A 23,236-nucleotide genomic window follows, 5' to 3' on the forward strand; every position below is an offset into this window, starting at 1 on the left:
TTTAGCGAAGCGGCTAGCATTTTTGTGCTTCGACAACTCCTTTGGGGTCTGAAAGGGGCGAGCAGCCCCTTTCTCGTGAATCCAGCGCGTCGAAATCGCTGGTGCTTTTCTGGTTCTCTTTTGGCACGCAAAAGAGAACATTAGCCCTCATGCAAAAGCGATTTAACCCGCGCCACCAGCGCGCAATCCAACCTAAAGAGAACCAAGACCTACTGCAACAGAGCTTTGCCCCGCGCCACCAGCGCGAGAACCTGCTTAAAAAACGGCCCTACTGCAACAGAGCTTTGCCCCGCGCACAGGCGCGCGAAGCCGTTTATAAAAAAAATAAGCTTAACGGAAGCATCACCTTCCCTTTAACAAAGGAGAACCAAAATGAAAGTCTTCGATTTACATTGTGACACTTTAAGCGAGCTGCGCTACGCCGAAAAGGCGGGCGCACCCAAGAGCTTTGCGCAGAACGATCTGCACATCGACCTGCAGAAGCTGAAAAAAGGCGACTATATGCTCCAATGCTTTGCCGCCTTCGTCAATCTGGGCGATAAGACCCCCGGTGCCGACCCGCTGGTGACGGCGCTGGAAGAGATCGACGTCTTCAAGCGCATCATGGAAAAATACCCGGAGGAGATCGCGCCGGTGTATCGCCCCTCCGACATCCGCAAAAACGCCGCCGAGGGCAGGATCAGCGGAATGCTCACCATCGAAGAGGGCGGCTGCTGCAAGGGCAGCCTCGGCGTGCTGCGCCGGCTGTACGAGCTGGGCGTCCGGATGATGACCCTGACGTGGAACCACGAGAATGAGCTTGCCAGCCCCAACGTCGTGCCCGGCGGGGGCGGCGACATCTGGCCCTGTGCCCCTAACACCGAGACGGGCCTGAAGGAGAAGGGCTTCGAGTTCCTCGCCGAGATGGAGCGGCTGCATCTCATTGCGGACGTGAGCCACCTGTCCGACAAGGGCTTCTGGGACATTGTCGAGCACTCCACCCGCCCCTTTGCGGCCAGCCACTCCAACTGCCGCGCCCTCGCGCCCCACTGCCGCAATCTCACCGACGAGATGATCCGCGCACTGGCCGATAAGGGCGGCCTTGTGGGCCTCAACTACTGCAGCGGCTTCCTCGACCACCAGCCGGAAGAAAAGCTCTGCCGCAGCACCACGGCCCTGATGGCAAAGCACGCGGCCCATTTCAAGCAGGTGGGCGGCATCGGCATCATTGGTCTGGGCAGCGACTTCGACGGCATTGGCGGAAAGCTGGAGATGGACGACTGCTCGAAGCTCCCGCTGCTGGCGGAGGCCCTCCGCCGCGAGGGCTTCACCGAGGATGAGGTAGAGGACATCTTCTACCGCAACGCCCGCCGGTTCTTCGAAGAGAATCTCTGAGAGAGTGGACTTTCCCGCTGTACTGCGGTATACTGAAAAGTACGGCGCGGTTTCGACAGGACGTGACAACGCTAAGTAGAGAAGAATAAGGAGATTCCGATATGGATAAAAACATGACGCTGGAAAAGCGCATTGCGGCGGAGCTTTACTCCTATCAGGGGAAGATGAGCGTCTTTGTGGACGACCTGCACGGCCACACGGTGGAGATCGGGGCCGACGAGGAGTTCGAGACGGCTTCCACCATCAAGGCGTACATCCTCGCGACCCTGTATCTGCAGGCCAGCCGGGGCAAAGCCAGCCTCGAGGAAAAGATCACCTACAAGCCGGAGCACTTCGTGGATGGCTCGGGGATGCTGCGGGCACTGGGGGTGGGCGCGAGCCTGAAGGTCAAGGACGCCGCTACCATGATGATCATCTGCTCGGACAACATCGCCACCAACATGGTCATCGACTATCTGGGGCTGGATGTCATCAACGCCTGCATCCGGGAGATGGGCTTTGCCCACACCGTCCTGCACAACCCCCTTCACTTTGACCTCTACGCCGACCTCGGCACCACGACGCCCCGGGATTATGCCTCCCTCTTCGCGCAGGTGGCGAAGGGCACGCTCGTCAGCGCCGAGGCCAGCGCCGAGATGCTGGCCATCTTCCGTCAGCAGCACTACAACACCATGCTCACCCACGATTTCCCCCAGTTCTACCTCGACTGTGAGGAGACCGGTGAGCCGGAGCTGATCTGGGTGGCCAGCAAGAGCGGCAGCATGAACGCCTGCCGCAACGACGGCGGCATCGTCCACACCCCCTACGGCGAGTATGTCATCGTCCTGATGAATAAGGACTTCCACGACATCATCGAGTACAACGACCACCCCTCGATGGTTTACGGTGCACGGGTGTCCCGGATGATCCTCGACCAGGTCCTGGCCTGCGAGGGTGAGCTTTACAAGTAAAGATCAATCGAAAATAGGAATATTAAAGGAAATTATAACAATGGGTATTCAAATCAGCCTGCCGATGATGGCGTTTCTGGTGCTTATGACCGGCTTTGCGGGCTTTGTCGATTCGGCAGCAGGCGGCGGCGGACTCATCAGCCTGCCGGCCTATCTCTTTGCGGGTCTGCCGCCCCACTATACTTACGCCACCAACAAGTTCAGCGCCGCCTGCGGCACCACCTTCGCCACCGCCAGCTTCTTCCGGAATGGCGCGATGAATGTCAAGGTGGGCGTCCTCGCCGCCGTCGGCAGTTTTGTGGGAAGCGCACTGGGGGCGCACATCGTCCTGATGCTCAGCGATGAGGTGCTGCAGGCGATGATGTTCATCATCCTGCCCATCGCGGCGGTCGTTATCCTGTGGCGGCGCAACCTCCCGGATGAGAACCGGGACGACGGCACCATAGACCTGAAAAAGACCCTGCTGGCGCTGGGCATTGGCCTTGGCATCGGCCTGTACGACGGCATATTTGGCCCGGGCACGGGAACCTTTGCCATCATTGCCTTTACCAGCCTGATGCGCTTCGACCTGCGCACCGCCAACGGCAACGCCAAGGTGCTGAACCTTGCCAGCAACTACGCCAGCCTCTTCACCTATCTGAGCAGCGGTCTGGTGGTCTTTACGGTGGGCATCCCCTGCGCCATCAGCGGCATCGTCGGCAACATCATCGGCTCCCACTTCGCCCTGACCAAGGGCGCAAAGTTCATCCGCCCCATGATGCTCGTGGTGTTGGTGCTCCTGCTGGGCAAGCTGGTCACGGATATGCTGTAAACAAAACAAAAAAGGCTGCTGTGCGGATGCACGGCAGCCTTTTTCTGTGGATCTTTAGTCGATGATAAGCCCGTTGTCAAAGAAAGCCAGACCAAAGGCACCGGGGCCTGCGTGGGTGCCGATGACGCAGCCGATCTGGCGCACCAGCGGCTCGGGAAGGCCGAGATTATCGACCAGATAGGTCTGGATGGGAGCCACCTCGCGGGTGCTGACGGTGTAACCGGCCAGAGAGTCGAAGCGGGGGTTGATGCCGCCCAGTTCTTCGATCTTCTTGAAGAGGGCGACATAAGCGCCGGGCAGGCCGCGGGCCTTGCCAGCCATCGCCACCTTGCCCTCCTTGAGGGTGATGAGGGGCTTGATGCCCAGCATCCCACCCGCCACGGCTACGGCGGCCGGCAGACGGCCGCCCTTGCGCAGGTATTTCAGGTCGTCGATGGCGGCGACGAGGTGCAGATGCTCCTTGGCGTGCTCAAGGGTGGCTGCGATCTGGACGGCGGACTTGCCGATGTCCCGCAGCTGGACGGCCAGACGCACCAGCAGGGCTTCGCCGAGGCAGACATTCGTGCTGTCCACGAAGACGACGTTGTCCACGTTGGCAAGGTCTGCGGCCAGCTTGGCGCACTGGTAGGTGCCGGAAAGCTCATGGGACAGGAAGATGCCCACGACCTCGTCCCCGGCTGCTGCGGCCTCGGCGTAGAACTTCTCGAACAGCTCAGGGCTGGGCTGGCTGGTGGTGGGCAGCTTCTTGCAGGCGGCCATGTGTGCGTAATATTCGCTGGGGGTCAGGTCCACGCCGTCCCGGATGACGGTGCCGTCCTCGAGGGTGACGTTGAGGGGGATGACATCCACGCCCAGCGTTGCAGCCTCAGCGGGCAGGATGTCGGATGCAGAATCGGTAAGAATGCGTATCATGTGGTTGGTACCTCCATGGGTGCGGTTCAGTCGTATTTATCGGAAGACGATAAATTCATAAAAAGTCGTACAAAGTATACCAGAAGGTTGGATAGTATGTCAATCTTTTGAGCAAAATTTCTTCGAATGAGCGAAAAAACTGCTTGCAAAACAGGACGGTAGTATGGTACAATGTCCGCCGACAGGAGGGTGCACCGTGGAAAGACCGAAAAAGAAGACCGAAAAGCCGTCTCTCGCCGCCCAGTGCCGGGTCCTGACGGAGGCGGCGGTGCTCTGGGCGCTGCTGGCAGCGGGGGCGCAGCTGTTCTTCCCGGAGGAACAGAGCGCTCTGCCCGAGGGCGCGGCCCTCGGGTGGGCGGCGCTGCGCATCTGCCTTGTGACCCCGCTGGCGGAGGAGCTGGCCTTCCGGGGCGGTGCACTCTATCTTTTGCAGCCGCTGGGCGGCAGGACGGCTGTCGTGGTGCAGGCGCTGCTCTTTGCGGGCCTGCACGGCAGCTGGACGGCCCGGGCCTATGCGCTGGGCATGGGCCTTATCTTCGGCTGGGCGGCCCGGAAAGCCCGGAGCGTATGGCCCGGCTGCGCACTTCATATGATAAACAACTGCCTCGTGTTTGCCGCACGGCTGGCGGAAAGGGGAATGGGATGACCGACTTTGAGCTGATGGGGGCTGCGCTGGACGAGGCCCGGAAAGCCGCCGCGCTGGGCGAGGTGCCGGTGGGCGCTGTGGTGGCAAAGGATGGCGAGATCATCGCCGCCGCCCACAACACCCGGGAGACCGAAAAGAACGCCCTCCACCACGCGGAGCTGCTGGCCATCGACGCGGCCTGCAAAAAGCTGGGAGGCTGGCGGCTGTGGCAGTGCGAATTGTTCGTCACGCTGGAACCCTGCCCCATGTGCAGCGGGGCCATCATCAACAGCCGCATCAAGCGGGTGGTGTACGGCGCAGCCGACGTCAAGGCGGGCTGCTGCGGCTCTGTGACCGACCTCTTCGCCCAGCCCTTCAACCATCACCCTGTCATCGAAAAAGGGCTGCGGGCCGACGAGGCGCAACAGCTTTTGCAGGCGTTTTTCGTCTCACTGCGGGCCCAGCGGGCCGCAAAGCCCCGCTGGAAACCGCCCGTGACCCCCTGAATCTGTGAAAAAAGTGGGAACTGCGTGAAAAAATCGCCGGTGCCCACTTTCTTTTTTCGCCCGATTGTGCTATATTATTCAATGGAAACTTGTCGAAACCACACAAACGCCACCGGGCGCGCCACAGGACCGGACTAGACCGGAAAAAGTGAGCAGAGCGCAGCTCCGGCGGGGTGGGGGGACTGTTTCCTTTCCCGCCGTGACGCCCTGACACGAAGGGGTTTTCATGGCCGAAAATAGTGGACAGGAGGGTTTGACTCTTGTACAACGACGAATTTGAGCTGACGTTCGACTTGGCAGACGCCGGGCCGAAGAAGGAACAGCGCAGGCCGACTCTGCCCGAGCGGGAGGAAGCGGCCGAGGCCGCACCGCTGGCGCAGGAAACGAGGGAAATTCCGGCCAGCGCTGCGCCGGAACCAGAACCGGAGCCTGTGGGACTGCCGCAGCCCGCTGCCCCGGCGGCGAACGGCCGCACCGTCCTCATCTCGGGCGGCGACCGGGGCATCGGCGCCGCTGCGGCCCGTGCATTCTACGCGGCAGGCTACCGGGTGGCGGTGTTCTACCACACCAACGCCGAGGCGGCGGCAGCGCTGGAGAAAGAGCTGCCGGGCGTGCTGGCCGTCCAGTGTGACGTGGCCAGCCGGGCCAGCTGTGAGCTGGCCTTCCGCGCCGCCGAGCAGGCGCTGGGCCATCTGGATGTGCTGGTGAGCAACGCGGGCATCGCCCAGCAGAAGCTGTTCACCGACATCACGCCGGAGGAGTGGCAGCGGATGCTGAACGTCAACCTGACCGGTGCGTTCAACCTCTGCCAGCTGGCCCTGCCCGGGATGATCCGCCGCAAGGCGGGCCGTATCCTCACCGTGAGCAGTATGTGGGGCCAGACCGGCGGCAGCTGCGAGGTGCATTATTCCGCCGCCAAGGCGGGCCTCATCGGCCTGACCAAGGCTCTGGCAAAAGAAGAAGGTCCCAGCGGCATCACCGTGAACTGTGTGGCCCCCGGCGTCATCGACACCGATATGATGGCCTCGTTCACTGCTGAGGACAAAGCGGCACTGGCCGAGGAGACCCCGGTGGGGCGTCTCGGCACCGCCGAAGAGGTGGCAAAGCTTCTGCTGTACCTCGCCGGAGAGGACGCCGGCTACATCACCGGACAGGTGTTTGGCGTCAACGGAGGCCTTGTGATCTGATGCAGCAGGGCCGAAACTATGAGACAAGTTCACCTGCGGGGAGGTTTTCCCGTGGTGAGAAGGAGAGAGCGAAATGGGCATGACTTTGAAGGAACTGTTGACGAAAGGCGAGGGCACCCTGTCGGCACAGGAGGCCAAGACGTTGGCCGCACAGTGCAGGATGGATGTGGAAACGCTCTATACGCTCCTTGAAGAGCGCGGCATCAAGATCATCGAGGATGAGGCCGACGCCGATGTGAATCTGGACGTGGACAGCATCATTGCCGAGGTGGAGAACGCCGAGAACAACAGTGACGAGCTGGGTCTGGGCATGGAAGACGAGGAAGAGGCCGCCGAGGAGAACCCCGCCGACCTGAAGGCCGCGATGGATGAGCTGCTGGACGACCCGGTCAAGAACTACCTCAAGCAGATCGGCCAGATCCCGCTGCTGAGCGCAGAGCAGGAAGTGGACCTGAGCAAGCGCATCCACTCCGGTGCCGAGGCTGCCCATATCCTGCAGGCGGACCGTCAGAAGTACGGTGCGCCGGAGTACATCAAGAAGAACAGCGCCCGCTTCTCCTTCGAGGAGGACGAGAACAGCCGCAGCTACACCGAGGACATCGACGAAGAGGGCAATGAGAAGTCCAGCGAGGACGCCGAGGAGAAGGCTGCGGAAGAAGAGGCCATGGAGGCTGTGGAGAACGGTCCCCTGACCGAGGAGCGCCGTCAGGAGCTGCTGAAGATCCGCCGCGACGGCCTGAACGCCCGCCGCAGCCTGAGCGAAGCGAACCTCCGTCTGGTGGTCTCCATTGCCAAGAAGCACGTCGGCCACAATCTGGCCTTCCTCGACCTGATCCAAGAGGGCAACATCGGCCTGATCAAGGCGGCGGAGAAGTTCGACTGCGACCGCGGCTTCCGTTTCTCCACCTACGCAACGTGGTGGATCCGTCAGGCCATCACCCGCGCCATCGCCGATCAGGCCCGCACCATCCGCATCCCGGTGCATATGGTGGAGACCATCAACCGGATGCGTCAGGCCACCAACCAGCTGGTCTACCAGAACGGCCACGAGCCGACCCCGGAGGAGCTGGCAAAGGCAATGGATATGAGCGTCGAGCGCGTCCGCGAGATCCAGCGGATGGCGCAGGAGCCTGCCAGCCTTGAAAGCCCCGTGGGCGAGGAGGAGGATTCCTCTCTGGGCGATTTCGTCGCCGACGAGAACGCCGAGGCTCCCGGCAAGGCCGCAGACCGCGCCATGGTGGCCCAGCAGATCAATCAGGCCCTCAAGAGCCTGACCCCTCGTGAAGAGAAGGTCATCCGTCTCCGCTTCGGTCTGGACGATGGCCGTCCCCGCACGCTGGAAGAGGTGGGCCGCGATTTCGGCGTCACCCGTGAGCGTGTCCGCCAGATCGAGGCAAAGGCCATCCGCAAGCTGCACAGCCGCAAGTGCCTTGCCCTGCTGAACGGCCTCATCGAGTGATCGGTTTTCAACCATACGAACGGCTGCCGTGGAAAACGGCAGCCGTTTTTTGATGCCCGGGCGGGAAAATGCGAAAAAAGACAGATTTTTTGCAAAAACCTCTTGCAATGCGGCAGAGTTTATGGTATCATAATTGAGCTGTGATTGTGCTGCTATAGCTCAGTTGGTAGAGCGCATCCTTGGTAAGGATGAGGTCTCCAGTTCGAATCTGGATAGCAGCTCCAGCTCAAGACACCTCAAAGCCGGAAGGTTTTGGGGTGTTTTTATTTTGCGGGTAAAGGGTTAAACCTCTCCGTCATCGCTGCGCGATGCCACCTCCCCTACCGAGGGGAGGCTTTGGCATACCGTGGGGCTTGTCCTTTTCGCCAGAGGCTCCCCTACAAGGGGAGCTGGCTGCGAAGCAGACTGAGAGGTTGTATGAAGTGAGGCCTGACCTTTTGCGCCAGCGAAGAGGAAAGTTTTTCCGCCTTAGTGGTTTCTTTGCAAACAAAAACCGCGCCGCAGGTAATGTTCGAACCTGCGGCGCGGTTTATCTATTGGAGGAAATAGTTCTCGTAGAAAATGGTTTCTTAAATCCCGTCGGGACTATGAAGATAGTATACTTCATTTGGCGCAAAAAATCAACCCGGGTAGTAAAAATCAGGGGAACCTGCTCTTTTGCACAAAACAAAACACCCTGAAGTCTTTGGACTCCAAGGTGTTTCAGACTGGAGCTGCTATCCAGATTCGAACTGGAGACCTCATCCTTACCAAGGATGCGCTCTACCAACTGAGCTATAGCAGCAAATGGCGACCCGGATCGGGCTCGAACCGACGACCCCCAGCGTGACAGGCTGGTGCTCTAACCAACTGAGCTACCGGGCCATGATCGCTCAAGTGTGTCTGGCGGTTGACCGCCGGAACGTGTGTTATTATACCTGAGAAACACCCTGTTGTCAAGCGTGAAATTCAGAAAAACCCAAAAAAGTTTCAGAAAGTCCGACATCTGGGCGAAAAAGGCAAAAACAAAACGCACAGAATATCCTCTGTGCGTTTGTGGCAGGGGTAGTAAGTCTCGAACTCACGGCACGCGGTTTTGGAGACCGCTGCTCTACCAACTGAGCTATACCCCTAGATGTGTTCCGCATTCGCTGAATGCTTGATTATTATATAAGATTCTGTGCCGAATGTCAAGCGCGAATTTCAAGTTTTTTGGAAAGATGGGCAGAGAAGGCCCGCTTTTTCGCAAAATGACGCCGAAAACATCCCAAACTTCGGCTTTCCACCTTGAAGCAGAGCAGGAAATAGTGTATCATAAAGGGTATCAAAAGTGTAATTCCGGGCTTGTTATGCCCTGATAGGGGGAACGCCATATGGCAGATAAAAACTTTTTGACCGAGATCATTGACGCCGACCTCGCCGAAGGCAAGGTCAGCGAGATCCATACCCGCTTCCCGCCGGAGCCGAACGGCTACCTGCACATCGGCAGCGCCAAGGCCATCTATATCAACTGGTCCATCGCCAACCAGTACGGCGGCAAGTTCAACCTCCGCCTCGACGACACCAACCCCGCCCGCGAAGGCGAGGAGTACGTCAACAGCATCATCGAGGATCTGCACTGGCTGGGTGCTGACCCCACGGGCGGCATCTTCTACGGCAGCGACTACTTCGACAAGTGCTACGAGTACGCCGAGAAGCTCATCCTTGAGGGCAAGGCTTACGTCGATGATCTGACCCGCGATGAGATGCGCGAGTACCGCGGCAATGACGCGGGCAAGCCCTCCCGCCCCTCTCCGTGGCGCGACCGCAGCCCGGAAGAGAACCTCGACCTGTTCCGCCGGATGCGTGCGGGCGAGTTCAAGGAGGGCGAGAAGACCCTTCGTGCCAAGATCGACCTCGCCAGCCCCAATATGAATCTGCGTGACCCGGCCATCTACCGCATCAAGTATGCCGAGCATCACCGTCAGGGCAATAAGTGGTGCATCTACCCGATGTACGACTTTGCCCACCCCATTCAGGACGCCATCGAGGGCATCACCCACAGTATGTGCAGCCTCGAGTTCGAGAATCACCGCCCCCTGTACAACTGGGTCATCGAGAACATCTTCGGCACTGAGTTCCCCAAGCAGCGCGAGTTTGCCCGCCTGAACATGACCAACACCGTCATGAGCAAGCGCTATCTGCGCGAGCTGGTGGAGATGGGCATCGTAGACGGCTGGGACGACCCCCGTATGCCCACCCTGTGCGGCCTGCGCCGCCGCGGCTATACCGCCTCCTCTATCTTTACCTTTGTGCGGGAGGCCGGCATCTCCAAGTCGGACAACCTCATTGATATGCGCCAGCTGGAGGCCTGCATCCGCAGCGAGCTGGACCTGACCGCCCAGCGCCGCATCGCCGTGCTGGACCCTGTCAAGCTGGTGGTGGACAACTACCCCGCCGACAAGACCGAGTATTTCGACATCGCCAACAACCCCAACCGGGAGGCCAACGATGCCACGACCCGCAAGGTGGCCTTCACCAAGGAGCTGTGGATCGAGAAGGAGGACTTCGCCGAGGTCCCGCCTCCGAAGTTCAAGCGCCTGACCGTCGGCGGCGAGGTCCGCCTGATGGGCGGCTATCTCGTCAAGTGCGAGAGCGTCGAGAAGAACCCCGACGGCAGCATCGCAGTCATCCACTGCACCGCCGACCTCGAGACCGGCAACGGCAACCCCGCCGACGGCCGCAAGGTCAAGGGCACCATCCACTGGGTGAGCGCAGCCCACGCTGTGGACGCCGAAGTACGTCTGTACGACAAGCTGTTCACCGAGGCCAACATGAACGCCATCCCTGAGGGCAGCGACTACAAGGACTATCTGAACCCGGAGAGCGTCGTCGTCCGGAAGGACTGCAAGCTGGAAGAGGCTCTGGCCGACGCAAAGCCCGGCGAGCAGTTCCAGTTCGTGCGCACCGGTTTCTTCACCCCGGACAGCAAGAACCCCGGCGTGTACAACCGTGTCGTGACCCTGCGCGACAGCTTCAAGCCCGCAAAGTAAGTCCGGCGGGCAGGACACCAAACATCGCAAAAGGAGCACTTCACAGACTATGAAAAAACACTTGACCCGCAACATTATCCTCATGCTGGTGCTGGATGTCGTCCTCGGCATCGTGCTGGCCCTCTATATCGCAAGCACCGGCACGGTCCCCGCTGCCGACAATGCCGAGACCTACACCGACGGCACCTATACCGCCAGCGCGCAGGGCTGTCTGAGTGAGGTGGGCGTCACCGTGACCATCACCGGCGGCAAAGTGACCAATGTTGCGATCGATGCTTCCGGCGAGACGCCGGATCTGGGCGGCAAGGCGGCAGAAGCCCTGTCGGCCTCCCTGCTGGCGGCTGGCTCTACGGCGGGCGTGGATGCCGTTTCCGGCAGCACCATGACCAGCGACGCGGTATTTGCGGCAATGAACGATTGCCTTGCACAGGCCGCACAGGGATGAAGCTTTGAATGGAGCTGCTGCACGGCGTGTCTGTGCAGCAGCCTTTTTTATGCAGCCCTCTCAGGCGCTGGCGCGCCAGCTCCCCCAGAGGGCAGCAGCGACGACCGCCGCCAGTGGCGGAAACAGGGAGAAGCTGCTGGGGCAGCGGCCAGCGGGATGCAAGCGAGAGCGGAGCAGCCGCTGGGAGCCGCAACCCGGGTACGAAGTACCCATTGGCAGGCCGGAAAACTCTGAGCGGGCCGCTGAAAGCCCGATGTGGCGAAAAAGAGCGGGCCTTGCGTTAGTGGATAGGAGTTATTATGCTACTAGATATTCTGCCGCTGGCGGGCGGTGCGGCCCGCCTTGTGCGGGTGTACGGCGGCGAGCCGTGCGCTGTGCTGCCCGGGGCTGTGCCCGGGCCGGAGGGGGGTGAGTGGCCCATCACCGAGCTGGGCGACTACTGCTTTTCGGAGAAGCCCCGGGGCCTGCCCGGGCCGGAAAAAACCTGCCGCTATGAGCAGGCCGAGGACGGCACGCTCCGCCTGACCCGTGCCTTCGGCCGGGAGGTGGGGGACCGGGCGCGGTACAGCTTCGACTTCGATGCGCCTGCGGCGTCGGCGCAGGACGACGACCTGCACCCCGTCTGCGGGAACTTCCTCGAAGAAGTCTCCCTGCCCGACAGCCTGCGGGTCGTGGGCAGCTGTGCGTTCTACAACTGCCGGAAGCTCCGCCGTCTGAGCGCCGGGGCGGGGGAGCTGACCATGGGCAGCGACGTTTTCCTCAACTGCTTCGCGCTGGAAGACCTCATCGTCCGGGCAGCACCCGAGCAGCCCACCGGCCTGTTCGCCCTTGTGGGCAGCATCACCGAGGCGGTACGGGCGCTCTTCTGGCCGGTGGGGGAGGCCTCGCCCCGGGCGGGGCTGTGGTATCCCGCCTACTGGGAGGACATCGAAGAGACCCCTGCTCACATCCTGCTCCACACCTTTTCGGGGCAGGGCTACCACTATCGGCAGTGCTTCCTCGAAAACAGGCTCCTCCCGGCGGAGTACGACGCCATCTTCCCACAGGGCCACGACGCCGACGACGCGGCGGTGATGGCGATGCTCTGCTTCGACCGCCTCCGCTGGCCGTGGCAGCTGAGCGCCGCCGCGCAGGGGGCCTATCGGGACTTCCTGAAAGCAAACACCGGGCGGGTGCTGACCCGCCTGCTCAAGGCGCAGGACATGGAGGGCATCAAGGCCCTGTTGGCACTGGACGTCATGGACGCCGACGCCTTTGCCGAGGGCGCTGCCCTCGCCGCCAAGGCCGACAACGCCGGTGCGGCTGCCCTGCTGGCCGACGCAGAGCACAAAAAGCGTGCCGCTGCGCCCCAAAAGAAGAGGTATGATTTTGATTTCTGAGAAGGAAAAGTTTTTCGACCCCCGCAAGCCCTTCCAGTCGGCCCGCCCCGAGACGCATGAGGAGTGGCAGGCCCGGATGGGCGGCGAGGTGCTGGCCGTGGTGCGCAGCGGGCTGTATCTGGACTTCCGCTTTCTGGATCAGGCCCTCTCGGCCCTGACGCCCACCGCCGACGAGCGGTGCGGTGTGCTGGCGACCGACGGCACCATCCTCTGCTACCAGCCCAGTGCTCTGCTGCGGCTTTACCAGAAGAACCCGAAGTACCTCAACCGGCTGTATCTCCACACCGTCTTCCACTGCATCTTCCGCCACCTCTGGCTGCGGGGCAGGCGGGACGCGAGGCTGTGGAGCCTCGCCTGTGACATCGCAGTGGAAAACGTCATCGACGGCCTTGGCCGCAGGAGCGTCCAGCGCCCCCTGACGTGGGTGCGCCAGCACGCCTATGAAGAGATCGCCGCGCAGGAGAAGGTGGCTGCTGCGGCCCCCATCTACCGCTGGCTGGTGCGTCAGACGCCCGGCGTGCTGCGGCAGCTGGAAAAAGAGTTCTACGCCGACGACCACCGCCTCTGGCCCAAGGACGCCCCCGACCAGCCCCAGCAGATGCCCACCCCTCTGCCCCAGAAGACGTGGCAGAAGATCGGCGAGCGGATGCAGACCGAACTGGAACTGCGGGACAAAGAGGCCGGTGAGGGTGCAGACGCCCTGCGGGAGCAGGTCAAGGCCGCGAACCGCAGCCGCCGCAGCTACAGCGACTTTCTGCGCCGGTTCTGCGTCACCCGGGAGGAAGTCCACCTCGACCCGGACGAGTTCGACCTGAACTTCTACACCTACGGCCTGTCGGTCTATGGCAACCTGCCCCTCATCGAGCCGCTGGAGACCCGGGAGAGCAAGAAGATCGAGGAGCTGGCCCTCGTCATCGACACCAGCTATTCCACGTCGGGCGAGCTGGTGCGGGCCTTTCTGGCCGAGACGTACACCCTGCTGAAGGGCAGGGAGAATTTCTTCCACCGGATGAATCTGCATCTCATCCAAGCGGACAACGCCGTCCGGCAGGACATCCCGGTAAAGAGCGAGGACGACCTCATCCGTGCCATGAACCACTTCGAGCTGCGGGGCGGCGGCGGCACCGACTTCCGGCCCGCCTTCGAGTACGTCAGCCAGCTCTGCGCCGAGAAGAAGTTCTCGAACCTGCGGGGCCTGCTCTACTTTACCGACGGCATGGGCAGCTATCCGGCCCGCCGTCCGGCCTACGACACGGCGTTCCTCTTCTTGGGGGATCGCTTTGACGACGCCAACGTGCCGCCGTGGGCCATGAAGGTGGTTCTGGACGAAGAAGAATTTACCGGTGAGGCCGCCCGCAGCGCCTCGGCGCTCGCCGAAGCGCTGGCGGAGGAGGACGACCTCTACCGCGACCTCAACAATTCGTGATAACGAGGAAAAGCAATATGAACATCAAACGAGCCAAAGAAGAGATCGAGCATACCGTCCGAGCCTATCTCGCCAAGGACGCTCTGGGCGAGTACGCCATCCCCGCCATCCGCCAGCGCCCCATCCTGCTGATGGGGCCTCCGGGCATCGGCAAGACGCAGGTGATGGAGCAGGCGGCGCGGGAGTGCGGCGTGGCGCTGGTGGCCTACACCATCACCCACCACACCCGCCAGAGCGCCGTGGGCCTGCCCTTCATCCGCCAGCGCAACTACGGCGGCCGGGACGTCTCGGTGACGGAATACACCATGAGCGAGATCATCGCCAGCGTCTACGCTAAGATGGAGGCCACGGGCCTGAAAGAAGGCATCCTCTTCATCGACGAGATCAACTGCGTCTCTGAGACGCTGGCCCCCACCATGCTGCAGTTTTTGCAGTGCAAGACCTTCGGCAATCAGGCCGTGCCTGCGGGCTGGGTCATCGTGGCGGCAGGCAATCCGCCGGAATACAACAAATCTGTCCGCGACTTCGACATCGTCACCCTCGACCGCGTCCGCCGGATGGACATCGAGCCGGACCTGCCGGTCTGGAAGGATTACGCCCGCGCAGCCCATCTCCACAGCGCCATCCTGAGCTATCTTGAGCTGCACCCCCAGAACTTCTACCAGATCAACGCCGACGTGGACGGCACCCAGTTCGTCACCGCCCGCGGCTGGGAGGACCTGTCCAACCTGCTCAACACCTACGAGTCGCTGGGCCTGCAGGCCGACGAGGAGCTGATCCGCCAGTATATCCAGCACCAGAAGATCGCAGAGGACTTTGCGGCCTATCTCGACCTCTACTACAAGTACCGCGACGACTACGGCGTGGAGGACATTCTGGCTGGTAAGGCAAAGCCCGCCGCCTTTGCGCGGCTGCTGCAGGCCCCCTTCGACGAGAGACTGAGCCTTGTCAGCCTCCTCCTGTCCGGCCTCGAGACGCGCTTTGCCGCCTCCCGGCGGGCTGATGCTGTGGCCGACGGCTGCTATGCCTTCCTGAAGGAGACCAAGAAGGCGTTTGCCGGGATGCCCGCAGAGCTGGCGCAGGAGCCGAACTGCTGGGCGCAGCTCTTCGGCCAGATGACCGCCGACTACGAGGCTGAGACCCAGAAAAAGCGCACCGCCGGTCTGCTGGACAAGCCCGCGCTGGAAGCCCGCCTGCAGACTGCCAAGACTCTGCGCGGCTGGGAGAAAACGCTGCTGCGTGCCGCCGCGCCGGACGCAGACGCCGCCTTCAAGGTGCTGCGGGAGCAGTTCGGCACCCTGTCGGAGGCCCGCGACACGGCCCAGCAGAGGGCCAGCGCCGCGCTGGAGGCGGCCTTCGACTTCATGGAGCAGGCCTTTGCCGAGAGTCAGGAGATGGTGGTCTTCGTCACCGAGCTGACCCTGTCGCCCGCCGCCCATGCGTTCATCGCCGAAAACGGCTGTGAGCGGTATTTCCAGTACAACAAAGACCTCCTGCTGGACCACCGCAAGGCGGCTCTGAATCAGGAGCTGGAAGCCGAGCAGCGTCGGCACGGGATGCTGTAACATAATGCAAAAGAGGGACTGCGCTTACCATGCAGTCCCTCTTCTCGTATACGGAAAACAAAAGAAAAAGCATCTTGATGAAATCAAGATGCTTGGTGGTTGCGGGGGCCGGATTTGAACCAACGACCTTCGGGTTATGAGCCCGACGAGCTACCAGACTGCTCCACCCCGCGATATTTACTTTTCGCTGTCAGCCTCTCGCTGACTGCTCAAGTATAATACCACAGGATGGGGCGGATGTCAAGCGTTTTTTCAAAAAGGTTCCGGATTTTTTTCGACGGAGATCATTTGCGGGTGCGGCGGCGCACCAGATGGACGATGAGAGCGGCTGCGGCCATGAGGGTCAGCAGAGGCCAGACGCCCACGACCCAGACCGTCAGCTGCTGGAGGCCGGAGACGAAGCCCGACCAGCCGTTGCGGAGGGCGCTGGACAGCTGGGAGAGATAGGATTCCTCGGTGGGGGTGTACTCCTTCACCTCAGACAGCGAGAGGTAGACCGTGGAGCACTCCACCTGCTGGCTGTACCAGTTCAGCTGCGACTGCCAGCTTTCCAGCTGATACTGCACGTCGCTGAGGGAGGATTCGATCTCCAGCAGGTCGGAGAGGTTCTCGGCGGTGGCCTGAAGCTCCTGCAGACGGGTGCGCTGGGCGGTCAGGTTCGAAAGCCGGGCCTCGATGTCCATATACTGGGTGGTGACGTCCTGCACCTGCTCGCTCTTGTCCACGAGGTTGCCTGCCTGCGCGGCGGCTGCGAGGAAGCTGGTGTAGTTGTCCTGCGGGACGCGGATGGTGAGGGAGAGGCTGCGGCCCATGCCGGAATAGGAGGACTCATCGCTGGACTCCATATAGCCGCCAGCGGCGCTCACAGCCTCGTTGAGGGCGGTGCGGGCGGCATCGAAGTCCTTGCTCTCGATGGTGAGGTTGGCCGTGTAGATGAGCTTCGTGCCCTCCTGTGCGGCCTCGGCACGCAGGGCGCTGGTGTCATCTGCGCTGCGGTCGCTCACGGCGCTGCCGGTGTCGGCAGCACCGCTGCTCTGGACGGCCATTTTGGAGTCGGAAAGGGCGCTGTTCGCGCCGTCCACCGAGTAGGCGGCATAGGAGGCCGTCTCGGGGGCCGGTTCTGCCGTGAGTGCCGCACCGCCCGCAGCCATCAGGCGGAAGGGCGCGCCGACCGCTGCATACAGGCCGACGCCGCAGAGTAGGCCGCAGGCGGCGATGCTCAGGGTCTTGCGGGAAAAGCGGATGGCCTTTCTGGGCTTCGGAGCGGCTTTGAGGGCGCTGGATGCCGTCTGGCCCCCCTGCATGGCAAGAAGCTTCGCCTTCAGGTCATCCGATGCGTGAAGGTCGTCCACCTCCATCTTGTACTCAAACCACCTCATCTTCAATCTCCTCCTTCAGCATCGTATGTAACTGGGCGCGGGCGCGGCGAAGCCAGCTGAGCACTGTGTTGGTGGGAGCGCCCAGCATCCGGCCCACCTCGGCGGCGGTGTATCCCTCGTAGTAGTGGAGGTAGACCGCATTGCGGTAGTTCTCGGGCAGGGCGCGTACGGCGTCCAGCACGCTGCCGTCCTCCATCTGGCCCGGGGCAGGAAGATTCTCGTCCAGCTCGGTGTCCTTCTGGCGGGCGGCGCGGGTCAGGTCGTGGCAGCGGTTGATGGTCACGCGCAGCAGCCACGCTTTCAGGTGCTCTTCGCTCTCGAAGCGGCCATTGTAGCACAGCAGTTTTTCGAAAACATCCTGCACCACATCCTCCGCATCGGCAGTGCAGCTGCAGTTGTGCATGGCGGCGCGGAACACCGTGTCACTGTATCGCTGCACGGCCAGCGCAAAAATTTCATTTTTGGTCAGCTGTCCCATAGTTCTATGCTCCTTTGACGCCCTGTGTACAGCAGGGCACGGTGGAATTGGTGATCGACAGGGGACATTCACCTCATACACGGATGAGCGGCCCCGATTATTGCAGTTTATGGGGCAGGGCGGAAAAATCTTCCGCCGGACGCTCCACAGTTACCCAAAGTATAACATGAATACGAAAAAAACAAAAGAGCCATCTGCCGCCATGTTTTGGCAGATGACCCTGAGTGCAGATTCTGTATTACCGGTAGAGCCGCTGGAAGAGCGCCACCCGCTCGGAAAGATAGGTCTCAGCCCGGGGGTGGTGGAGCCAGCGCTTGCCCGCCTTGTCGCAGACGAGGCGGTGGCCCAATGCGGCGGGGTGGGCGTCGATCTCCTCCACGTCCCGCAGGGTGAGGGTGAGGCTCAGCGCTGCCGGGGCGTCCGGCAGGGGCGGGAGCGGGTCTTCCCAGACGAAGGGCGGCAGCAGCTGGACGGCATAGACCGTCCGGGTGCACTCCTCGGTGAGCAGCAGGGCGGCGGGCGCACCTTCCGGTGTGACGTGGAGGGTGGAGTAGAGCAGCTGGAGCTGTGCCGGGGCCAGCAGCCGGGAAGCGCCCTCGCCCTCCTCAGGCAGGAGGGTGAGAAAATCCGCGGCCTCGTCGGCGTAGATGCGCCGCGCCGGTGCGCGGAACTGTGCGTAGAGCGCGGGCAGGGCAAAGACGCCCTCCCGGTCCAGTGCGCGCTGCAGCAGGCAGTAAAACTCGGTCAGTGGGTGGGAAGGGTCTGGCTGGGGCATCCCGAAATCGGGGCGTGAAACGTGTCCTCCGCCCATATCAGCCCTTGTAGCCCAGCGTAGCCGCCATGACGGCCTTGATGGTGTGCATCCGGTTCTCGGCCTCGTCGAAGACGATGCTCTGGGGGCCTTCGAAGACCTCGTCCGTGACCTCCATCGCGTCGCGGCCGAAGCGCTCGCCCATCTCCTTGCCCACGGTGGTCTTGTGGTCGTGGAAAGCGGGCAGGCAGTGCATAAAGACGGCGTGGGGGCCTGCAATATTCATCAGCTTCTGATCGATCTGGTAGGCGGAGAGGTCGTTGATCCGCTCGGCCCAGACCTCCACCGGCTCGCCCATCGAGACCCAGACGTCGGTGTAAAGGACGTCCGCGCCCTGTGCGGCCTTGGCGGGGTCTTCCTCAAAAGTGAGGGTAGCCCCGGTCTCGGCGGCGATCTTCTGGCACTCGGCCACCAGAGCAGCGTCGGGCTGGTACTTTTTGGGGGCGCAGGCGGTGAAGTGGAGGCCCATCTTGGCGCAGCCCACCATCAGGCTGTTGCCCATGTTGTAGCGGGCGTCGCCGAAGTAGACGAAGTGGATGCCCTTGAGATGGCCGAAGTGCTCCCGGATGGTGAGAAAGTCGGCCAGGATCTGGGTGGGGTGGAACTCGTTGGTCAGGCCGTTCCAGACCGGCACACCGGCGTAGTGGGCGAGGTCTTCCACGATCTGCTGGCCGTAGCCGCGGTATTCGATGCCGTCGAACATCCGGCCCAGCACCCGGGCGGTGTCGGCGATGGACTCTTTTTTGCCGATCTGGCTGCCCGACGGGTCGAGGTAGGTGACTTCCATGCCGAGGTCGTGGGCTGCAACTTCGAAGCTGCAGCGGGTGCGGGTGGAGGTCTTCTCAAAGATGAGGGCGATGTTCTTGCCGCGCAGAGCGTCGTGGCGGACACCGGCCTTTTTCTTGGCCTTCAGGTCGGCGGCGAGATCCAGCAGGCCCTCGATCTCGTCGGGGGTGTAATCAAGGAGCTTCAAAAAGCTGCGGTTTGTAAGATTCATTGTATATATTCCTCTCTATTCGCAAAATGCTGTATATTTATACTTTTGTAAACTCTATTATAATACAGGAAGGGAAAGCAGTCAAGAACGAATGGATGCCTTGACAAATAACGGTGATTCGACTATACTACAAACAGAAGGGGCGCTGACTGCAAAGGGTCAGCTTTCCATCCCAGAATCAAAAAGATTGACCGTCAGGCTTGGAACACTGTGGCGGTCAATCTTTTTTGTTATCATCGTTTTTCTTCTGAGAAGATTTCTCCATGACATCAATGGTCAGGCGGACTACGTCAACGATCAGCCCCAGAAGACCGAGGATGAATGTAGAGGAAGAATCAGCGACGCGGGACAGGAAAGCATGACCACCAATTTTGCAATCAGCGCCTTATTCTCAGTTTAGCATAATTTTTGACGGATTACAACTCCAGCTCCGCCTTCCGTCCGCTGGGCTGGTAGGGGGTGAGGCGGACACCGGCCTTTTTGAACATGAATCGCGCCGCAACGCTGGAATCGGTGTCGTGGTACTTGTCGCTGTAGTAGACCACCTCCGCGATGCCGGACTGGATGATGGCCTTGGTGCACTCGTTGCAGGGAAAGAGGGTGACGTACACCCGCGCCCCCTTCAGGTTGTTGTGGGCGCTGTTGAGGATGGCATTCAGCTCGGCATGGCAGACGTACATATACTTGGTGTTCAGCGGGTCGCCCTCCCGCTCCCACGGCATGGCGTCGTCGTCGCAGCCGATGGGCATACCGTTGTAGCCCAGAGAGAGGATCTTGTTTTCCGGGCTGACGATGCAGGCCCCCACCTGACTGCTGGGGTCTTTGGAGCGCATCGCCGTGAGCAGGGCAATGCCCATGAAGTATTCGTCCCAGTTGATATAATCCGTGCGTTTCATCGTGCAGTGCTCCTTCGTTTGCATGAAAGTTGGTCTCGACGCCCCTATTATAGCGTGCCGCAGGGACTTTTACAATAAAACCATCTTCCTCAAGGCAAAATGCACAAAACGAGGCCGGGAAGTTTGGCAGGGCGAAAGCCGGAAATTTCAAACGAAATATTTAAAAATCGTTTGAAGTGTGGTATTATCTTTGTAAAATATGCCACAAAAGCGGAGAGAATGCTCCGTGCGGCGGAAATGAGGGAAAAACCGATATGAAATACGCAAGCAACAACATCCGCAATATCTTGATCGCGGGCCATGCCGGCAGCGGCAAAACGACGCTGACCGAGGCATTGGTCTATTTTTCGGGCGCTGCCGAGCGTATGGGCCGGGTCGAGGACGGCACCACGATTTCGGACTTTGACCCCGAGGAAGCAAAGCGGAAGGCCAGTCTGTCGGCATCGGTGGTGCCGGTGGAGTATGAGGGCATCAAGTACAACCTCATCGATGCTCCGGGCCTGTTCGACTTTGAGGCAGGCGAGTACGAGGGCATCCGTGCAGCCGAGAGCGTGCTGGTGTGCGTATCGGGCCGCAGCGGTGTGACTGTCGGCGCGGAGAAGGCCTTCCAGCTGGCCCGCAAGAACGGCAAGGCTACGATGGTCTTCGTCTCCAAGTGTGATCTGGAGAATGCGAACTACTTCAAAATTCTGGAAGATATGAAGATCAAGTTCGGCACCACCGTCTGCCCCTGCGTCGTCCCGGCCAAGCTGGATGACGGCACCCCCGTGTACATCAACCTGTTCAGCCAGAAGGCGTTCAAGTATGAGGGCGGCAAGCAGGTACAGGTGGAGCTGCCCGACATCGGCCACCGCTTTCAGGGCCTCATCGAGGCCATGAGTGAGGCCATCGCCGAGACCGACGACGAGCTGATGGAGAAGTTCTTCGGCGGTGAGGCGTTCACCACAGAGGAGATCGTCGAGGGAATGCGCAAGGGCGTTAAGGACGGCCTCATCACCCCCGTGTTCTGCGGCAGCGCCGTCAACCAGCAGGCTCTGGATATGCTGCTGTACAATATGCATAAGCTGCTGCCCAGCCCGGAGCACAACAGCGTTCTGGCAGAGGACGCCAACGGCGACCCCGTCGAGCTGAACTGCGCCGAGAGCGACCCCACCGTTGCATACGTCTTCAAGACTGTGGCAGACCCCTTCGTGGGCAAACTGAGCTATCTGCGCGTCATCAGCGGCAAGATCACCGCAGGCGCGTCCCTCGTCAACGCCCGCACCGGCGAGACCGAGAAGCTGGGCAAGCCTCTCACCGTTCTGGGCAAAAAGCAGACCGAGGCAGAGAGCATCGGTGCCGGTGACGTGGGTGCTGTGGCAAAGCTGATCAGCGCCAAGACCGGCGACACCCTCTGCGATGCCTCCCGTGTGGTCAAGCTGCCGGCGCCCGTCTTCCCCAAACCCAGCCTGTTCATGGCCGTCACTGTGGCCAAGAAGGGCGACGAGGGCAAGATCAGCAGCGCTCTGGCCCGTCTGATGGAGGAAGACCCCACCCTGAGCTACATCAACAACGCGGAGACTCACCAGCAGATCATCGGCGGTCTGGGCGAGCAGCACCTCGATGTGGTCAAGGCCAAGCTGAAGAACAAGTTCGGCGTGGAGATCGGCCTCGAGGCTCCCCGCATCGCCTACCGTGAGTCCATCCGCAAGGCCTGCCAGAAGCAGGGCCGCCATAAGAAGCAGACCGGCGGCCACGGCCAGTTCGGCGATGTCATCATCAACTTCGAGCCTTGCGACAGCGAGCAGGTCGTCTTTGAAGAAAAGGTGTTCGGTGGCAGCGTGCCCAAGAACTTCTTCCCGGCGGTCGAGAAGGGCGTCCGCCTCGCCGCTGAGAAGGGCGTGCTGGCGGGCTACCCCGTGGTGGGCCTGAAAGCCACCCTGCTGGACGGCAGCTACCACCCTGTGGACAGCTCTGAGATGGCCTTCATCATGGCCGCAAAGCTGGCCTACAAGGCCGCGATGCCTGAGGCCGGCCCTGTCATCCTCGAGCCGATCCACACCCTGAAGGCCCACGTCCCCAATGACAACACCGGCGACATCATGGGCGACGTCACCAAGCGCCGCGGCCGTGTGCTGGGTATGGAGCCGGACGAAGACGGTATGCAGACCATCATTGCCGAGGTGCCTCTGGCAGAGCTGGCCAACTTCACCACCTTCATCCGTCAGATCACGCAGGGCCGCGGCTGGTTCACCACCGAGTTCGCCCGCTATGAGATCCTGCCGGAGATGCTGGTGCCCGCTGTGGTCGAGCAGGCCAAGAAGCTGGGCAATCTGGATGAATCCGCAGACGACTAAATAAGACATTTTCCAAGCCCTGTCGGCACTTCCCTCTGTCGGCGGGGCTTTTTTGTGCCCTTTTTGGCCCGCAGAGCGGCAGTTTTTATTGACAAGGCCGCAGCTTGCTATTATAATGAATAGGTCAAAATGGCATTCGTGTGCGGTTTTGTGCGTCAAGACGCCCTGCCGTACCCCAAAAAATAGATAAGGAGATTTCCAAATGGCACAAGAGATCAAGATGTCCGCTGCTGGCCTGAAGGCGATGCAGGAGGAACTGGAATACCTCAAGACGGTCCGCCGCAAGGAGCTGGCAGAAGAGATCAAGGAAGCCCGCAGCCACGGCGACCTGTCCGAGAACAGCGAGTACGATGAGGCAAAGAACACGCAGGGTCTGGTGGAGAACCGCATCACCGAGCTGGAGCAGATGGTCAAGAACGCTGTCGTCATCGACGAGAGCGAGCTGAGCGTCGAAAGCGTCTCCGTCGGCACCCATGTCACCATCCAGATGGAGGGTGAGGACGAGGTCGAGGAGTACGACATCGTGGGCCGCACCGAGGCTGACCCCCTGAACGGCAAGATCAGCGACGAAAGCCCTGTGGGCCATGCCCTGCTGGAGAAGGCCGTCGGCGATGTCGCCGAGGTCCTGCTGCCCACCGGCCACACCGTCAACTACAAGGTGCTGGGCATTACCCACGCTGCAAACTGAG

Annotated in this window: 22 protein-coding genes and 5 tRNA genes; 17 read left to right on the forward strand and 10 right to left on the reverse strand. The window is 61.3% G+C overall.

What is annotated here, in order from left to right; genetic code table 11:
- Positions 1 to 149 precede the first annotated feature (149 nt).
- From MTP38_RS02000 to MTP38_RS02015, 4 genes are all read left to right on the forward strand, one after another.
- Positions 150 to 398: a hypothetical protein gene (locus MTP38_RS02000; RefSeq protein WP_249234087.1), complete on the forward strand. Its 249-nt coding sequence runs from the start codon at positions 150 to 152 to the stop codon at positions 396 to 398.
- Entirely contained in the window at positions 373 to 1,374 is a 1,002-nt protein-coding gene (locus MTP38_RS02005) for a dipeptidase (protein ID WP_249234088.1), read from the forward strand. Before MTP38_RS02000 ends, MTP38_RS02005 begins: the two co-directional genes overlap by 26 nt.
- Positions 1,375 to 1,475: 101 nt before the next feature.
- Positions 1,476 to 2,324 (forward strand): serine hydrolase, encoded by an 849-nt coding sequence (locus MTP38_RS02010; RefSeq protein ID WP_249234089.1) that lies wholly within the window; start codon positions 1,476 to 1,478, stop codon positions 2,322 to 2,324.
- Between the two features lie 40 nt (positions 2,325 to 2,364).
- Positions 2,365 to 3,135, forward strand: a complete 771-nt coding sequence (locus MTP38_RS02015; protein WP_249234090.1) for a TSUP family transporter — start codon at positions 2,365 to 2,367, stop codon at positions 3,133 to 3,135.
- 54 nt (positions 3,136 to 3,189) lie between these two features.
- Here MTP38_RS02015 and MTP38_RS02020 read toward each other — a convergent pair whose 3' ends face one another.
- Positions 3,190 to 4,047: a DegV family protein gene (locus tag MTP38_RS02020; RefSeq protein WP_249234091.1), complete on the reverse strand. Its 858-nt coding sequence runs from the start codon at positions 4,045 to 4,047 to the stop codon at positions 3,190 to 3,192.
- Between the two features lie 196 nt (positions 4,048 to 4,243).
- On the opposite strand from MTP38_RS02020, the gene MTP38_RS02025 reads away from it, so the two are divergent.
- From MTP38_RS02025 to MTP38_RS02045, 5 genes are all read left to right on the forward strand, one after another.
- Positions 4,244 to 4,693, forward strand: a complete 450-nt coding sequence (locus tag MTP38_RS02025) for a CPBP family intramembrane glutamic endopeptidase (RefSeq protein ID WP_249234092.1) — start codon at positions 4,244 to 4,246, stop codon at positions 4,691 to 4,693.
- Positions 4,690 to 5,178 (forward strand): nucleoside deaminase, encoded by a 489-nt coding sequence (locus MTP38_RS02030; RefSeq protein WP_249234093.1) that lies wholly within the window; start codon positions 4,690 to 4,692, stop codon positions 5,176 to 5,178. The genes MTP38_RS02025 and MTP38_RS02030 overlap by 4 nt, the downstream gene beginning before the upstream one ends.
- A 260-nt stretch (positions 5,179 to 5,438) precedes the next feature.
- Entirely contained in the window at positions 5,439 to 6,365 is a 927-nt protein-coding gene (ymfI, locus tag MTP38_RS02035; RefSeq protein ID WP_330221122.1) for an elongation factor P 5-aminopentanone reductase, read from the forward strand.
- 73 nt (positions 6,366 to 6,438) lie between these two features.
- A complete protein-coding gene (locus tag MTP38_RS02040; protein WP_227620882.1) occupies positions 6,439 to 7,824 on the forward strand; it encodes an RNA polymerase sigma factor in 1,386 nt (461 codons plus the stop codon).
- Between the two features lie 148 nt (positions 7,825 to 7,972).
- Positions 7,973 to 8,048 (forward strand) — tRNA-Thr (locus tag MTP38_RS02045).
- A 484-nt stretch (positions 8,049 to 8,532) separates the two neighbouring features.
- Here the strand turns inward: MTP38_RS02045 and MTP38_RS02050 are convergent.
- The 3 genes from MTP38_RS02050 to MTP38_RS02060 form a co-directional block, all read right to left on the reverse strand.
- Positions 8,533 to 8,608: transfer RNA gene (locus MTP38_RS02050), tRNA-Thr, on the reverse strand.
- A gap of 3 nt (positions 8,609 to 8,611) precedes the next feature.
- A tRNA-Asp gene (locus MTP38_RS02055) sits at positions 8,612 to 8,688 on the reverse strand.
- A 172-nt stretch (positions 8,689 to 8,860) separates the two neighbouring features.
- Positions 8,861 to 8,936, reverse strand: a tRNA-Trp gene (locus MTP38_RS02060).
- A gap of 240 nt (positions 8,937 to 9,176) precedes the next feature.
- Here MTP38_RS02060 and MTP38_RS02065 point away from each other — a divergent pair.
- From MTP38_RS02065 to MTP38_RS02085, 5 genes are all read left to right on the forward strand, one after another.
- On the forward strand, positions 9,177 to 10,835 hold the full coding sequence (locus tag MTP38_RS02065; protein WP_227620883.1) for a glutamine--tRNA ligase/YqeY domain fusion protein: 1,659 nt from the start codon (positions 9,177 to 9,179) through the stop codon (positions 10,833 to 10,835).
- 49 nt (positions 10,836 to 10,884) lie between these two features.
- Positions 10,885 to 11,280: an FMN-binding protein gene (locus MTP38_RS02070; RefSeq protein ID WP_249234094.1), complete on the forward strand. Its 396-nt coding sequence runs from the start codon at positions 10,885 to 10,887 to the stop codon at positions 11,278 to 11,280.
- 299 nt (positions 11,281 to 11,579) lie between these two features.
- Positions 11,580 to 12,659 carry a leucine-rich repeat protein gene (locus tag MTP38_RS02075; RefSeq protein WP_249234095.1) on the forward strand — a complete coding sequence of 360 codons (1,080 nt, stop codon included), beginning with the start codon at positions 11,580 to 11,582 and terminating at the stop codon, positions 12,657 to 12,659.
- Positions 12,643 to 14,085, forward strand: coding sequence for a vWA domain-containing protein (locus tag MTP38_RS02080; protein WP_249234096.1), 1,443 nt, complete (start codon positions 12,643 to 12,645; stop codon positions 14,083 to 14,085). Before MTP38_RS02075 ends, MTP38_RS02080 begins: the two co-directional genes overlap by 17 nt.
- A 17-nt stretch (positions 14,086 to 14,102) precedes the next feature.
- Positions 14,103 to 15,650 (forward strand): ATP-binding protein, encoded by a 1,548-nt coding sequence (locus tag MTP38_RS02085; protein WP_249234097.1) that lies wholly within the window; start codon positions 14,103 to 14,105, stop codon positions 15,648 to 15,650.
- A gap of 96 nt (positions 15,651 to 15,746) precedes the next feature.
- Here MTP38_RS02085 and MTP38_RS02090 read toward each other — a convergent pair.
- The 5 genes from MTP38_RS02090 to argF all read right to left on the reverse strand — a co-directional run bounded on the left by MTP38_RS02090 (position 15,747) and on the right by argF (position 19,315).
- A tRNA-Met gene (locus MTP38_RS02090) sits at positions 15,747 to 15,823 on the reverse strand.
- A 111-nt stretch (positions 15,824 to 15,934) separates the two neighbouring features.
- Entirely contained in the window at positions 15,935 to 17,029 is a 1,095-nt protein-coding gene (locus MTP38_RS02095) for a DUF4349 domain-containing protein (protein WP_249234098.1), read from the reverse strand.
- Positions 17,016 to 17,507: an RNA polymerase sigma factor gene (locus MTP38_RS02100; RefSeq protein ID WP_227620889.1), complete on the reverse strand. Its 492-nt coding sequence runs from the start codon at positions 17,505 to 17,507 to the stop codon at positions 17,016 to 17,018. Before MTP38_RS02100 ends, MTP38_RS02095 begins: the two co-directional genes overlap by 14 nt.
- A 238-nt stretch (positions 17,508 to 17,745) precedes the next feature.
- Positions 17,746 to 18,318, reverse strand: a complete 573-nt coding sequence (locus tag MTP38_RS02105; RefSeq protein ID WP_249234099.1) for a hypothetical protein — start codon at positions 18,316 to 18,318, stop codon at positions 17,746 to 17,748.
- A gap of 1 nt (position 18,319) precedes the next feature.
- Positions 18,320 to 19,315, reverse strand: a complete 996-nt coding sequence (gene argF, locus MTP38_RS02110) for an ornithine carbamoyltransferase (RefSeq protein ID WP_249234100.1) — start codon at positions 19,313 to 19,315, stop codon at positions 18,320 to 18,322.
- Positions 19,316 to 19,406: 91 nt separating this feature from the next.
- Here argF and MTP38_RS02115 point away from each other — a divergent pair, with 91 nt between their 5' ends.
- Complete coding sequence (locus tag MTP38_RS02115) at positions 19,407 to 19,715, forward strand: hypothetical protein (RefSeq protein ID WP_249234101.1); 309 nt, start codon at positions 19,407 to 19,409, stop codon at positions 19,713 to 19,715.
- 16 nt (positions 19,716 to 19,731) lie between these two features.
- Here MTP38_RS02115 and MTP38_RS02120 read toward each other — a convergent pair whose 3' ends face one another.
- Entirely contained in the window at positions 19,732 to 20,211 is a 480-nt protein-coding gene (locus tag MTP38_RS02120; protein WP_227620892.1) for a deoxycytidylate deaminase, read from the reverse strand.
- 254 nt (positions 20,212 to 20,465) lie between these two features.
- Here MTP38_RS02120 and MTP38_RS02125 point away from each other — a divergent pair, with 254 nt between their 5' ends.
- Together MTP38_RS02125 and greA are read left to right on the forward strand one after the other, a co-directional pair.
- Positions 20,466 to 22,547, forward strand: a complete 2,082-nt coding sequence (locus MTP38_RS02125) for an elongation factor G (RefSeq protein ID WP_249234102.1) — start codon at positions 20,466 to 20,468, stop codon at positions 22,545 to 22,547.
- Positions 22,548 to 22,749: 202 nt separating this feature from the next.
- Complete coding sequence (gene greA / locus MTP38_RS02130) at positions 22,750 to 23,235, forward strand: transcription elongation factor GreA (protein WP_227620894.1); 486 nt, start codon at positions 22,750 to 22,752, stop codon at positions 23,233 to 23,235.
- The last annotated feature ends 1 nt before the right edge of the window (position 23,236 follow it).

This window comes from Faecalibacterium sp. I3-3-89 (assembly GCF_023347275.1).
Taxonomy (GTDB): Bacteria; Bacillota; Clostridia; order Oscillospirales; family Ruminococcaceae; genus Faecalibacterium; species Faecalibacterium butyricigenerans.

What these genes read in the sequence shown, in the direction of transcription:
- greA (WP_227620894.1), top strand. Translation starts at nt 22,750, where the DNA reads ATGGCACAAGAGATCAAGATGTCCGCTGCTGGCCTGAAGGCGATGCAG.
- MTP38_RS02065 (WP_227620883.1), top strand. Translation starts at nt 9,177, where the DNA reads ATGGCAGATAAAAACTTTTTGACCGAGATCATTGACGCCGACCTCGCC.
- argF (WP_249234100.1), bottom strand. Translation starts at nt 19,315, where the DNA reads ATGAATCTTACAAACCGCAGCTTTTTGAAGCTCCTTGATTACACCCCC.
- MTP38_RS02070 (WP_249234094.1), top strand. Translation starts at nt 10,885, where the DNA reads ATGAAAAAACACTTGACCCGCAACATTATCCTCATGCTGGTGCTGGAT.
- MTP38_RS02020 (WP_249234091.1), bottom strand. Translation starts at nt 4,047, where the DNA reads ATGATACGCATTCTTACCGATTCTGCATCCGACATCCTGCCCGCTGAG.
- MTP38_RS02010 (WP_249234089.1), top strand. Translation starts at nt 1,476, where the DNA reads ATGGATAAAAACATGACGCTGGAAAAGCGCATTGCGGCGGAGCTTTAC.
- MTP38_RS02115 (WP_249234101.1), top strand. Translation starts at nt 19,407, where the DNA reads ATGGATGCCTTGACAAATAACGGTGATTCGACTATACTACAAACAGAA.
- MTP38_RS02105 (WP_249234099.1), bottom strand. Translation starts at nt 18,318, where the DNA reads ATGGGCGGAGGACACGTTTCACGCCCCGATTTCGGGATGCCCCAGCCA.
- MTP38_RS02085 (WP_249234097.1), top strand. Translation starts at nt 14,103, where the DNA reads ATGAACATCAAACGAGCCAAAGAAGAGATCGAGCATACCGTCCGAGCC.
- MTP38_RS02040 (WP_227620882.1), top strand. Translation starts at nt 6,439, where the DNA reads ATGGGCATGACTTTGAAGGAACTGTTGACGAAAGGCGAGGGCACCCTG.
- MTP38_RS02015 (WP_249234090.1), top strand. Translation starts at nt 2,365, where the DNA reads ATGGGTATTCAAATCAGCCTGCCGATGATGGCGTTTCTGGTGCTTATG.
- MTP38_RS02100 (WP_227620889.1), bottom strand. Translation starts at nt 17,507, where the DNA reads ATGGGACAGCTGACCAAAAATGAAATTTTTGCGCTGGCCGTGCAGCGA.
- MTP38_RS02030 (WP_249234093.1), top strand. Translation starts at nt 4,690, where the DNA reads ATGACCGACTTTGAGCTGATGGGGGCTGCGCTGGACGAGGCCCGGAAA.
- MTP38_RS02005 (WP_249234088.1), top strand. Translation starts at nt 373, where the DNA reads ATGAAAGTCTTCGATTTACATTGTGACACTTTAAGCGAGCTGCGCTAC.
- MTP38_RS02075 (WP_249234095.1), top strand. Translation starts at nt 11,580, where the DNA reads ATGCTACTAGATATTCTGCCGCTGGCGGGCGGTGCGGCCCGCCTTGTG.
- MTP38_RS02080 (WP_249234096.1), top strand. Translation starts at nt 12,643, where the DNA reads ATGATTTTGATTTCTGAGAAGGAAAAGTTTTTCGACCCCCGCAAGCCC.
- MTP38_RS02125 (WP_249234102.1), top strand. Translation starts at nt 20,466, where the DNA reads ATGAAATACGCAAGCAACAACATCCGCAATATCTTGATCGCGGGCCAT.
- MTP38_RS02120 (WP_227620892.1), bottom strand. Translation starts at nt 20,211, where the DNA reads ATGAAACGCACGGATTATATCAACTGGGACGAATACTTCATGGGCATT.
- MTP38_RS02095 (WP_249234098.1), bottom strand. Translation starts at nt 17,029, where the DNA reads ATGAGGTGGTTTGAGTACAAGATGGAGGTGGACGACCTTCACGCATCG.
- MTP38_RS02000 (WP_249234087.1), top strand. Translation starts at nt 150, where the DNA reads ATGCAAAAGCGATTTAACCCGCGCCACCAGCGCGCAATCCAACCTAAA.